Origin of the sequence: Limnoraphis robusta BA-68 BA1 (genome assembly GCF_034932365.1) — a bacterium.
GTDB lineage: Bacteria > Cyanobacteriota > Cyanobacteriia > Cyanobacteriales > Microcoleaceae > Capilliphycus > Capilliphycus robustus.
The window spans coordinates 159851-173294 of record NZ_JAYGHR010000061.1; the positions used below are offsets into that span (position 1 = coordinate 159851).

6 protein-coding genes and 1 CRISPR repeat array are annotated in these 13444 nt (G+C 46.2%); of the genes, 3 read left to right on the forward strand and 3 right to left on the reverse strand.

The genetic code is table 11. The annotated features are described in order from the left end of the window. Positions 1-2 precede the first annotated feature (2 nt). Positions 3-452 carry a hypothetical protein gene (locus tag VB836_RS14050; protein WP_323219925.1) on the forward strand — a complete coding sequence of 150 codons (450 nt, stop codon included), beginning with the start codon at positions 3-5 and terminating at the stop codon, positions 450-452. Between the two features lie 84 nt (positions 453-536). Next, positions 537-2284: a CRISPR direct-repeat array (repeat unit 36 nt; unit sequence GTTTCAACACCTTTTCTTTCTAATGAAAGTCGCTAC). 287 nt (positions 2285-2571) lie between these two features. Here the strand turns inward: VB836_RS14050 and VB836_RS14055 are convergent. After that, positions 2572-4131, reverse strand: a complete 1560-nt coding sequence (locus VB836_RS14055) for an RAMP superfamily CRISPR-associated protein (protein WP_323219928.1) — start codon at positions 4129-4131, stop codon at positions 2572-2574. Between the two features lie 511 nt (positions 4132-4642). After that, positions 4643-4804 carry a hypothetical protein gene (locus VB836_RS14060; protein ID WP_323219930.1) on the reverse strand — a complete coding sequence of 54 codons (162 nt, stop codon included), beginning with the start codon at positions 4802-4804 and terminating at the stop codon, positions 4643-4645. A 14-nt stretch (positions 4805-4818) separates the two neighbouring features. On the opposite strand from VB836_RS14060, the gene VB836_RS14065 reads away from it, so the two are divergent. Next, on the forward strand, positions 4819-8025 hold the full coding sequence (locus VB836_RS14065; protein ID WP_323219933.1) for a helicase-related protein: 3207 nt from the start codon (positions 4819-4821) through the stop codon (positions 8023-8025). A gap of 17 nt (positions 8026-8042) precedes the next feature. On the opposite strand, the gene VB836_RS14070 is transcribed toward VB836_RS14065, so the two are convergent. Continuing rightward, complete coding sequence (locus VB836_RS14070; protein WP_323219935.1) at positions 8043-8195, reverse strand: hypothetical protein; 153 nt, start codon at positions 8193-8195, stop codon at positions 8043-8045. A gap of 12 nt (positions 8196-8207) precedes the next feature. On the opposite strand from VB836_RS14070, the gene VB836_RS30510 reads away from it, so the two are divergent. Continuing rightward, positions 8208-13202 carry a hypothetical protein gene (locus VB836_RS30510; protein WP_456085761.1) on the forward strand — a complete coding sequence of 1665 codons (4995 nt, stop codon included), beginning with the start codon at positions 8208-8210 and terminating at the stop codon, positions 13200-13202. Positions 13203-13444: the final 242 nt, after the last annotated feature.

Below are 13444 nucleotides of genomic sequence, written 5' to 3' on the forward strand. Positions count from 1 at the left end.
TGATGGATCAAAATGTTGTATCCTATGAGTTGGATCGAGAAGTTTTTCAACTCCTCAAGGCGGGTGCAGGCTCAATTGAGCAAATTAAACAGTGGCAAGGTGCGGCCAGTGGTATTGCTGATTATGTCTCCAATTGGGGCGTTGTACGCTTTTGGGCGATGTCTCGTTCTCTCCGGTTATTAAATGGAGAAATACCCGATGCTAATCAAGATTCGGACGAACAAAGGCGTTATTTTGCTTGGGGTGTTGCACGGGTGGTTTTGTGTAAAATTGTTGGTAATGATTTAAACATTCGCTCCAATATGACAACGGATGAGTTTCAGGAACGTTTTCAAAATTTGAATTTCAATGAACAGGTTTTGTTGACAGATTTGTTAATTGAAATTGCCGATACAATTCAATTTTGGACTATGCGACTCAAGGATGCAAAAAATAGTAAAGCTGAACCTTAAAGTCGTTTAATTTTACCAATTTTACTAAAATCTACTTCAGTTATAGAGAAAAGGCATGGTTAGACTGTGCCTTTATTTTTTTGCGGTATCAACACTTTTCTTTCTAATGAAAGTCGCTACCGCGAATGTATATTGTAAAAATCTCCTCTACTTCTGTAGGAGTTTCAACACCTTTTCTTTCTAATGAAAGTCGCTACACTAAATCTTTGCCAGACGATGCTGAGATCCATTTTGTGATGTTGTTTCAACACCTTTTCTTTCTAATGAAAGTCGCTACATCTAATGGAATCCCATTGATACTCATTGTAATAGCAGGTTTCAACACCTTTTCTTTCTAATGAAAGTCGCTACTCTGCCAATTTCATCCATGTACTCTGGCGACATTTGGTTTCAACACCTTTTCTTTCTAATGAAAGTCGCTACATCCAAATCCCGGAATTTGGTGTACACCAGGAAACCAGTTTCAACACCTTTTCTTTCTAATGAAAGTCGCTACGGGATTTGCTACTAGAGTTAAATATCGATTATTAGCAGATAAAGTAAGTTTCAACACCTTTTCTTTCTAATGAAAGTCGCTACCTATTACTCCAGATCCTAAGCAGAAATCATCTGGTTCTGGGTTTCAACACCTTTTCTTTCTAATGAAAGTCGCTACCAGATATTTTGGTTAGTTGTCAAAGATGTCGTCGTCTTGTTTCAACACCTTTTCTTTCTAATGAAAGTCGCTACAACTCTCTCAAAAGTGAGAGATGCGGTTTTCATTTGTTTCAACACCTTTTCTTTCTAATGAAAGTCGCTACGAGTAGGTAAAGGACGTGGGCGGCGCAAACAGGGTAAGTTTCAACACCTTTTCTTTCTAATGAAAGTCGCTACCTCTAATCCCGGAGCGCATTTTATTTTAGATTCAAAAGCGTTTCAACACCTTTTCTTTCTAATGAAAGTCGCTACCAATGAGATAATAATGCAACGTGAAGGTCATTACTTGCGTTTCAACACCTTTTCTTTCTAATGAAAGTCGCTACTATTAAATAAAAGGTCGGCTTGACCTAATTTACCTGTACGAGGTTTCAACACCTTTTCTTTCTAATGAAAGTCGCTACGTGCCGCATTACAAAGCAACAATGTTCACCAACAAATTGTTTCAACACCTTTTCTTTCTAATGAAAGTCGCTACCTGTAAGATACGAAGAAAATGATTTAATTTTGCCGGACGTTTCAACACCTTTTCTTTCTAATGAAAGTCGCTACTAGAAAGTGAGTTAGCGATCGCGATTCAATCTAAGCTAGAGTTTCAACACCTTTTCTTTCTAATGAAAGTCGCTACTAGAGAGAGCGGAAGTAAGCGAGTCCCAAACAGAATGTTTCAACACCTTTTCTTTCTAATGAAAGTCGCTACTTACTGTAGAGTATTTCTCCACAGTTTTTAAATGGGGTTTCAACACCTTTTCTTTCTAATGAAAGTCGCTACGGGTTGATTAAAACATTTTTGTGACTCACGACAAAAAGGTTTCAACACCTTTTCTTTCTAATGAAAGTCGCTACCAGTACAGAACGAACTACCGCCCTCTACACGGGAGTTTCAACACCTTTTCTTTCTAATGAAAGTCGCTACAAAACATGAACAAACAAAACACGAACAAACTGAGATGTTTCAACACCTTTTCTTTCTAATGAAAGTCGCTACGACAAACAAAGCCCTACTTTAACGGCTGGACACATAGAAAAGTTTCAACACCTTTTCTTTCTAATGAAAGTCGCTACTCCGGATGGTAGTTTCTGGGTTCACTTTATTTCTAGTTTCAACACCTTTTCTTTCTAATGAAAGTCGCTACCCCTCTATTTAAACCCCTTACCCTGCCTTGTGTCTAGACCCAGTTTGCGAGGGGTACTGAAAACAGCCTCGCGCATTGGGGTAAAACGGTCTAGCCAACAACCTGAAACCCTTACAGGGAGGGATATCGAGGCTCTCAACGAAACAATCAGCCTTTCAGCCATTTTGCCTGACCCTCGCAAAAATTGTCAACTCAGAGAAATTAATCCGGGTCAGGAGTCCGGTATCAGGGGTTTGCGGTCATGTCAATAACAGCTTATTCACCCCCATCCTTAAAAGATCACCCGATTATTGGGACGGCAAAATGCGAGTAAAATGTTTTTTGCGGAGAGTTTCTTCAACATCGGGATCGAATACTGTCAGCAAACAGAAACTCTCATATTCTCGCACCGCATAACCCGAAGGTCGAGAGGTCGAACTTCCACACCAACTCGGTTTATCCTTCGCATTAGTGCTACAAACTTTATGAACAATTTCTTCCCAGAGGGTCGGTTCACCTTGCCAAATACTAACAATTTTTCCAACAGTTGTTTTATTGGAAAATTGCAACCCAGCCCCTTCAGCAAGCTGACGAATAATTTCCTGTAAACGTTCGATGAGAGACTGAAGATATTGACCAGGATTTTCTTCAAAAACCCCACTGGAAGCCACAGGAGAAACCTCAAATTCACTTCCTCGAAACCCATTGAACCTTTTCAGTTGATGAGGGGGACGTCGCCAACCGGGGCCAAGTCCACCCAAGCGACTACTTAAATCCAATAATCCCCCAATTAAATCATCAAATGATGAATTACAATCAACATTAATCACCCAAGTTTCATGGGCATCTCTTGCTTTAATATTTGCATAGTCTTTACTTGGTAATTTAAACGGGGATTTAATTTGCCCTAAATAACTCGTGAGTTGAAGTTGGGCGGGACTTGTTAGCCCTCCAAAAACTTTGTTCGTGAGTGCGATCGCATTTTCACGGGAAAGTAACGACAACGCCAACCGGGTAAAATATCCCCGCAAATTTGCCCGCAAAACTTGAGGAGTCCAACGATAAATTCCATTTTGGTTCTCTTCGGGTTTATTTTGATTATTATTATACTGTTGGACACAGGGTTTCATTCCCGTGAGTTTTATTTGCCATTTTCCAGACGGAATAGAAGTTCCCAAACGCCCAAACCCCGAAGCCGTTCCCCGTCCTATTCCCCGCTTTTCTAACATTTGTTTGAGTTGGGTTTTCAGCCATTCTTTCTGTTGAGAAGTTGCCCCTTCTTTCAACAAAACTTGTAAGCTTTTGTTTCCGGGAGTCGGTTTTGGGGGATGTTTTGGCGAAACTTGCCACTGAACGCTTAAGTTCTTACTTTTTTCATTAAAAATTTGCCATTCTTGTTGAGCATAAAGCGGAAACGGTTTTAGATCTTTTTTTAACAGCACACTTTCAAACCGAATTTTGCGGGGTTGCCAACCCGTTTTATCGGGTTTCAATAAACTCAACCAAAATTGTTGTTCCAAGGGTTCAAAATTGGGTAAATTGGTTTTAATCCACTTCAAAAATGCACCCCGTATACTCGAACCGGGAATATAGGGAACGCCGCCAACTTGTGCGGGTAAAATTCCCCCTTCTGAAAATATATAACCCCCGACTTGAATGGGACTGAGAATTTCTAATTTATCAACTCGAACAGTGTATTGCTTCCCATTGCGCGGCTCTACAGTTCCATTCCAAGCGTTAATAATTTCTTGATTACTGTTTGGTTTTTGAACAATATCTTCTGTTTTGGGAGTCCAACCTTTTTCTTCTTCGGGCTTGTCACAATTAACGGTGTACCATTTTGGCATATCTTCAGGTAAAGGCAACATAATAGTCTTAGGATTGGGTGTGATTTAGATTCGATTCGATTAATTTCGTGAAAATTTTCCTTAATTTATAGTGTACACCAGCCAAAGTTTAAACGCCATCACAAACCATAAATCAAAAGTTATTTTACTTGAAAAATTCGATAATTTTACGTTGGGTTGTCTGTTAGTGTCGGGTGTCAGGTGTTCAAGATTATCGATGATATATTGAGATGAGCCGCAGCTTAATCTAATAAAAGGAGGCAATCGTTACTACATCAAAAAAAACTGATATGTTTGGATATTTTTTTAACAACAAAAGTTCTATAAAAATCGCCTATTTAAGTCAGAAATAGGAGAAAATAGAGATGTTAGGTGTTGGGTGTCAGGTGTTAGATGTTAGGTGTTGGGTGTTATGTTCGATCAAACCCGAAAGGTGTTGGGTGTCAGGTGTCAGGTGTCAGGTGTCAGGTGTTAGACGTTGGGTGTTATGTTCGATCAAACCCGAAACCCGAAAGGTGTTGGGTGTCAGGTGTCAGGTGTCAGGTGTTAGACGTTGGGTGTTATGTTCGATGAAACCCGAAACCCGAAACCCGAAACCTGAAACCCGAAACCCGAAACCCGACACCCGAAACCCGACACCCGAAACCCGAAACCCGACACCCGACACCCGAAACCCGAAACCTTCAAGATCCATCCGAGGACTGCGCCGTGACTGAACTATTACCGGGAACAGAAGTGATCGCCCGTGGTTTGAAATGGGAAGTTGTGACTTCTCAACCGCTAGGACAACAAACCCTTTATCGCCTGCGCTGTTTGGAAGGGGTCATACGCGGAGAGGAACTTGATATTTTGGTTCCCTTTGAAACTATTCGGGCGCTGCGGCGAGAACTCAACCCCGCCAAAGCCTCTCCCCTGGCAAATTGGCTGGTTTATCATCAAGCCTTTCTCCTCGAACAAGCTTTGGGTCAACGGGCTTTGCAGGCGGTGCAACCGGGGCGGCTGCGACTCGAACCCTATCAACTGGTTCCGGTTTTACGCGCCCTTCGCATGAGTCGGGTGCGACTGCTGTTGGCTGATGGGGTGGGTTTGGGAAAAACCATTCAGGCGGGACTGGTGTTAACCGAGTTGATGGCGCGGCGGATGGCTCACCGGATTTTAATTGTATCTCCCGCCGGCCCGCTGCTGGAACAGTGGAAACTGGAAATGTCCGAACGGTTTAGCTTGCGGTTTGATGTGGTGAACCGTTCCCATTTGCAGGAAATACGTCGCAGTAACGAACTGGGGGCGAACCCCTTTGATTATATCCCCCTCGGTTTGGTTTCCATTGACTTCCTCAAACAGGAACGCATTCTCGACCTTTTGGAACGGGCCAGCTATGATGTGATTATCCTCGATGAAGCCCATCACTGCATGGACTTGGGAAGCATTGGCGATCGCGAAGACTCTCAACGCCGTCGGTTGGCCGAAGTTTTGGCTCGACGCTGCGATACGTTTTTGATGTTAACCGCCACCCCCCACGATGGGAACGATCGCTCTTTTGCGTCTTTGTGCGAACTGCTTGACCCCTCTTTGGTGGATGGACGGGGAAGCTTGCGGGGCGATCGCTACAAACGCCATGTGATCCGACGCCTGAAACGCCACATCGTTGATCCCGTCACTAAAGAACTCCAGTTCAAAGAACGGATCGTCAAACCGCAGCCGGTCGCCGCCGATCCGCAACACTATCCCCAGTTTGAAGCCTTGCAGAGGGGACTCCTCAAACTCCTCGCCCCCCAACTCAAACGCGCCTTTCGAGCCAAACGCTACAGCGATGTTTTGGCGTTTATCGCCTTACTCAAGCGCAGCGTTTCCAGCGTCGAAGCCTGTAAAGCCACGTTGGGCGTTGTTGCCGATCGCTTTCAACATATTCTCACCCAAAGTTCAGAAAATCAAGAAAGTCGCCGCCAGCGTTTAAAAACCCTCAAAGATTATCAGCGTAAACTCGAACGGTTCGGCACGGTTAGCGTTGAAGAAGAAGAAGATATTGCGTTACTCGAAGCCGAAGAAATTGCCCAACAACTCGCCGAATTGCAGCGAGAAATACGCTCAACTTCTCCGACGGTGAGCCGCATTTCCAACCTAGTCGAATCTTTGGATGAATTGGTCAGTTTAGCCGAAGCTGCCCTTTCTCAAGATCCAAAACTCGACCAATTAATTCGAGAAATTCAAACCATTCGCACCCAAGAACCCGACGCCAATATTCTCGTTTACACCGAATATATCGACTCCCAAAAAGCCGCCGTTAAAGCCTTAGAAAAAGCAGAAATCGGCACGGTTATCGCCATGAGCGGCCTCGACAGCAACGAAATTCGCAGTCAAATAACCTCCCGTTTTTGCCGCGAAGCCAATTTGGTTTTAATCAGTACCGATACCGCCGCCGAAGGGTTAAACCTGCAACAAAAGTGCCACCATTTGATTCATCTGGAACTGCCTTTTAACCCGAACCGTTTGGAACAGCGCAACGGTAGAATTGACCGCTTTGGGCAGAAATTTAACCCCGAAGTTCGCTATCTTTACCTGCAAGGTACCTTTGAAGAACGGATTTTACTGCGGTTAATTGCCAAATACGAACGGCAGCGATCGCGCCTGACATTTGTACCCAATACTTTGGGCGTGACCACCAGCAGCGATGTCACCACCGAAAAACTGCTCAAAGGCTTAATTGATGAAGATGAAAAACGCTCAACTTCCCAACAATTGCCCCTATTTTCCCTCGTTAACGAAGGGGGAGGAATAGACTTGACCGACATTGATGAAAATCAAGGAAGCGATATCGCCACCCGAGAACTTTTGGAAGAAATTGATAAAAGTTTGAAAGGGTTTGAACAAGCCGCCAAAACTAACGCTTGGTTAGCCGATGTGGGGATGAACGCCGAAAGCCAACTGTTAGCTGATGCGGAAACCCTACGCGCCGAAGGTTCAAAAGCCAGTGGGGTAGATTTGCTAAACTTTGTTTGCGATGCGGTGCAGTTAGACGGCGGAGACGTGAACGCCGAAAAAGACCAATTGTTTGAGATCAAACTTCCCCCCGCTTGGCATTCGGGGACCGAAGATCTGCCGGGATACGATCGCGAAAGCCGCACGGTTCGCCTCACCACCAACCTCGATATCACCCGCGATCGCCAAGATCGCCCCGTCGGTTATTTGGGGCGGGCGCATCCCCTGGTTAGACGGGCAATTGATCGGGTTCGCAACCTGTCCTTTGGCGGAACCGCAGAACAAGATCCGCGAGTCAGTGCAGTTCTCGCCGACATCGATCAACCCACCCTTTTGCTAACCTACGTCGGGCGAATTTTATCCGATAGCGGACGGGAGTTTGAACGGGTTGTCGCCGTTGAGTTTCCCCAAACCGGAAAACCGAAATTTTTGCCCAAAGCCGAACAGTGGTTAAAGTTCGCTGATCGCCAAAATGCCATCAAAACCGCCAAAGTCTGGGAAAACCACTTTCACGCATTGTGGGAAGCGGGACTCGAAGGGGGTAAACGGGCAGTTGAGTCGGGCTTTCAACCCCTGGCGGAAACCTTTATTCGGGAATTTCAAGCCAACTTGGAAGAAGAACAATCGCGTTTGAAAGAGTGGCTGGATCTGCGACATCAGGAAATTCTCCCCCTGGAGGCGATCGCCAGTCAACAGTTGGGCTTATTTGATGCCGTTCCCGTTTCCGAACCTCCCAGTTGGACAACCCTTGACGACCCCCTGGAAAAACTCGCGGCTTTTAGCGTCGATCCGAGTCAACCGCCAAAACTGCGAAGCGAAGCCGATGGAGTGCTGCGACTTTATCACCAGCGACAACAGGACTTAGAAAACCGACTCCATTTGCATCCCCTCGAAATTGTTCCCATCGGTGTATTAATGCTCGTTCCCCGGTCGAAATAATCTGTTACGCATCTAAATTACACGAGCGGCCAATTCCAGACACCCGAAACCCAACACCCAACAACCAACACCCAACACCCGACACCCGACACCCGACACCCAACAACCAACACCCGACACCCGACACCCAACACCCGACACCGATCTTTAACAATGCAGTTTAAATCCACAACAGCTTAATCATGGCTTTAGAAATTCTAGAACACAATTCCTTTACCGGGCCGGCTTTCCCCGAACCCTTTGTTAAGTTTGAACTCGAAAAACAACTCACCAAGAAAAAACTCCTCGCCAAAACCACCGGAACCGAAGGCAAAACCCTACAGCAGTCCTGGGAGGTTTACCGCCGCAAATTGCGAGAACTTTCCACAATGGGCGGCGCCGTTCGCGTTTTTAACCACGTTGTTGAACCCCTGATCGAACGCTTGGGATACGCCACCGCAGAAATAGCCGATCCGGTTCAAACCCGCGAAGGTTTGGAGTCGGGGGGGTATTTGCTGAAAACCGCAGACGGTTCATCGAAACTGCGAGTCTGGACGACGGCTTTTGAAGAAGATCTCGACGCACCCGCCAAACGGGGGTTGGCTTACCGTTTTTCCCATCTGCGCGTTGCCCAACGGGTGCTGCTGACTTCCGGCGAACGAGTTGGACTCCTCACCAACGGCGTTGAACTGCGGGTGTTAATTTCCGATCCCGCCCGTCCCGACTCCCAACTGATCGTCCCCATCGACACTCACTGGAAGCGATCGCGATCGGTACCCGACAGTTACCGCCTGGTTTTGGCTTTGAGTTCGCCCGAGGGAATTGTAGCGGTTCCCGAGTTGGTCGAAAAAGCCAGACTGCAACAGGCTCAAGTTACCAAAGATTTGAGGGTTCAAGCAAGACGGGCGGTAAGGCTGTTTATTCAAGAAATTTTAGATCGCCATCAGGTGTCGGGTGTCGGGTTTCGGGTGTCGGGTGTTGGGGATGGGGATGAGGTGTCGGGTATTTTAGCAGGGGAAGATGTCAGTGGAATTGAGGGAAGTCAAGACTTATCGGGATCTCAGGGTTTGGAATCAGGGGATGAGGTGTCGGGTGTCGGGTTTCGGGTGTCGGGTATTTTAGCAGGGGAAGATGTCAGTGGAATTGAGGGAAGTCAAGACTTATCGGGATCTCAGGGTTTGGAATCAGGCGATGGATCTGGTGGTGGAGTGCTACCAACTGACTCGGAAGTTTCCGCAGACAGAGACTTACGGACTCAGCAGCCAGATCCAAAGGGCGGCGGTATCAATTCCGGCGAATATCGCCGAGGGGAAGGGCAGATATCATCTCAAAGAATACATTCAACATCTATACATCGCCAACGGCTCGCTGATGGAGTTGGAAACTCATCTAATGATAGCCGGGAGACTGGCTTATCTGAACCATCAGGAACTCGAAGCAATGCTGAAACTGACCTCGGAAGTGGGTTCCAAGCTGAATCGTTTGATCAAAACCTTGAAGCAAAAACAACACCCGACACCCGACACCTGAAACCCGACACCCAACACCCGACACCCGACACCCAACACCTACCCCCGGACGCCCTCGCCAAACAACTCTGGCGAGAAGGGTTAATTGTGGTTTATCGGTTGTTGTTTGTTCTCAAGCTGGAAACCAGCGATGACCCCGCCAGGGCTTTTAGTTTTGCTTCTACGAGTCTTTGGCGCAATTCTTTTTCGCCGACAACGGCTTTGGCGAAGTATGTCCGTCGGGTTCTCGATGAGGGGATGGAAACGGGCGAATTTCTCGAACAGGGCTTAAAGCAGATGTTTCGGATGTTTGCTGAGGGGTTGGAATGTACCGAACTCCATGTTAAACCCTTGGGCGGGGCGCTGTTTGGGCCGAATACCACGCCGATTTTATCATCCTTGAGTTGGGGTGAACGGGCGGTTGCTCATTTGTTGGATCAGTTGCTTTGGACGGCCAAACGGCGGGGGGCGATCGCCAGAGAACGGGTTCACTACGGATCGCTGGATGTGGAAGACTTGGGACGGGTTTATGAGGCGCTGCTAGAACTTGAACCGGGTATCGCCACAGAACCCATGTGTCGGCTGCAACGCGACAAATTACAAGTGGTGGTTCCTCTCGCCCAGGGGGAAAAATACCGCCCGGTTGTGCAGTCGGAAACCGACGGCGACATTGACATCGAAGACGATAACGAAGAAGAAACCCCCAAACGCAGTAAAAAAACCAAGGTTCAATGGATCGAGGAAATTAAGCCCGGACAGTTTTATTTGCGGGTCGGGTTGGGGCGCAAGTCGAGCGGTTCCTATTATACCCCCCATTCTTTCGTGCGGTTTTTGGTGCGGGAAACTTTGGGCGCGAAAGTCGATGAATGCAGCCCCAAAGACGACCCCAACCCCCCCGCTATTCTCAAGCTAAAGGTTCTCGATCCGGCGATGGGTAGCGGACATTTTTTGGTTGAAGCCTGTCGGTTTCTCGGCGATCGACTGTACGAGGCTTGTCGGCTGTGCGATGAGAAAATATTAGCCGCAGAACAAGCTTCTGAACCGGTCGATCCGGCGACACCCAACTCCGACCCCAACGCGATCGCGGATGTTTACCGTCAGCGCATTCTCGCCCTTCCCGACCCGGAAAAGAAACTCCTCAACTATCTTCCCAGTTCCGCCCCGGAAGGTCAAGAGTCAGGCTATTCTCAACAAGAAGCCCAAGCGCTTTGTCGCCGCATGGTGGCGGTTCACTGTCTCTATGGTGTCGATAAAAACCCCCTGGCGGTGGAGTTGGCGAAGTTGTCGCTGTGGTTGGAGTCTCACGCGGAGGGTTTACCGCTAACGTTTTTGGATCACCGTCTGCTGTTGGGGGATTCTCTGACGGGGCCATTTTTTCACCATTTACTCACCTATCCGGGTACCCAACAGGAGATCGATCCGTTGCTGTTTCGGGGGATTCGAGAACGGTTTACCGAGGCGATGGCGCAGGCTTTAACTCATGTTAAATCCCTAGAAGCTACGGTGGGATTTAATTTATCCGAGTTGAAGGCAAAAGAGGCGGCAAAAGATAAGTTAGATCGGGCGTTGGCTCCGTTTAAAATTATAGCGGCCGCTTGGTCGGGCGGGGTTATGTTGGGAAATTGCGATGATATTGCTTACGCCAATTTGGTTAAATTTTTTGCGGAAAATGGCGAGTTACCCGAAGATTTCAGCGCCCTTGAAACTTCCGATCCGGTATCGTTGCGACAGGCGATCGCGAAGGGTTTGGGTGTTGGGGATGAGGTGTCGGGTGTCGGGTGTCGGGTGTCGGGTGTTGGGGATGAGGTTTCGGGTGTCGGGTTTCCGGTTTCGGGTGATTTATCGGCTTTTTTAACCGATACTTCTATTCCTGCTTTTTCCTACGATTTGATGTTTGCCGAGGTATTTTATCCCACCGGAAATTTAAACGAGGTTCACGGTTTTGATGTTGTTTTAGGTAATCCACCTTGGGATGCTGTTCGACCCAAAGCTAAAGAATTTTTTGCATCTTATGATTTTGGGATTTTAGATGCACCAACTAAACCAGAAAGAATTGCGATTGAAGAACGGATAAAAGCAGATGCAAAGATTTCCAAACTTCACGAAGATTATGAGGCAGAATTTAAAGAACAGCATCAAATTCACGATATTTTATATCAATATCAAGTCGTCCGTGTTAACGGTTCAAAAACGGGAGGCGATCCAGATGCAGCCAAGTTATTTGCAGAGCGAAATACACAACTTTTACATCAATCTGGTTTAACAGGTGTCGTCATTCCATCAGGATTTCACGCCAATGAAGGAGCGACGGGAATTAGACGGCTTTACTTTGAAAATATGGCTTGTCAGTGCTGTTATTCTTTTGAAAACCGCAGAAAGTTATTTGAAATTCATGCAAGTTTCAAATTTGCAACTGTTATTGCTCAAAAAGGAAAGCAAACCACAGAATTTCCCTGTGCTTTTTATCTCCATGATGATGAATGGCTGTTTGAGGAAAAAGAACAGCGTCCACCTTTAAACTACACCCTTGATTTTATTCAAAAAACCGGGGGCGATTATCTCAGTTTGTTAGAATTGCAGTCTGAGAAAGATTTAGAAGTTGCTAAAGTTTGTTTTGCCAATGGTGAACCCTTTGGAACGGTTTGCGATCGCTTAAAGATTAAATTAGGTCGTGAACTTCATATGACTGATGATGCTTGGCGGTTTACAAACACTGATGAGATTTTACCCAACGGTGAAGATCCTAGAGATCCGGATATTGCCAAACAATTGTTACAGCGAGGTTATCTGGTTCTACACGAAGGAAAAACCTTTCATCAATATAATGATAGATGGGAAGAACGACCCCGATATTTAGTAGAAATTAACAAGCTAGTTGATAAACCCGGTTGGTTATCTGCTGTTCCTTATTTTCGTTTATCTTTTCGAGATATTGCTAGTTCTACAAATGAACGAACCTTGATTTTTGCCGTGATTGGATTCTCAATTTTTGGCAATACATCGCCTTGTGAAAAAATTCCCAGACAACGCTCCAATGTATCTGCTCTTATTCTTCAAAGTGCTGCAAATTCTTTTTGTACAGATTGGCTAATAAGATTACAAACAGCAGCTCATGTTAATCTTTTCATCCTCAACCGTATTCCGATACCCAACACCCAACACCCGACACCCGACACCCGACACCCGACACCCGACACCTTCCTCGCCCATTCCGCCCTTCGTTTAACTTGTAATCATTCGGGTTATGAACCATTGTGGCGTGAACAGTTGGGTGATGTATGGCGAGAAAATAATAGTTTAGAAGGCGAAAACTCAACGGTTAAATTTCCGGTATTAGCCAGTGATGATGAACGTTGGAAAGTTCGGGCTGCTATTGACGCCGTTATCGCCCAAGCGTACCACCTCAACCGAGAACAATATTGTCATGTTCTTTCGACATTTAGCCACAAAAGTTATCCGAAAGCACGCCAATTGTGTTTGGAAATGTTCGATGAATTAGAAAGTATTGGACTGGAAGCGTTTACGCAAAAATATGACCCCTATCACGATATTCCGTTAAATGAAAACCTCCCCAAACCCGTGATTAGTTTACCCATTCCCGAAACCAATTCGGCGACAACAGATGACGGTTTTCAACTGACTTCCCCACCCGTTAAAGAGAAGTCAACCAAACGAAGGCGAAAGAAATAGTAAGCTGTTGTGCATTTAAACTGCATTGTAAAGATAGGTGTCGGGTGTCGGGTGTCGGGTGTTGGGCGTTGGGTGTTGGGTAATTTAGATGTGTAACAGCTTATTGGTTTGTAAATTGTTGTCTCGGTTTATCCAATATGAAAGATAAAAAGCAATGCAACCCAGGATTAATCCCCCTAAATCCCCCTTCAAAAGGGGGACTTTCAACCGTGTTATTCTTTATTCCCCCCTTTCAAAGCGGT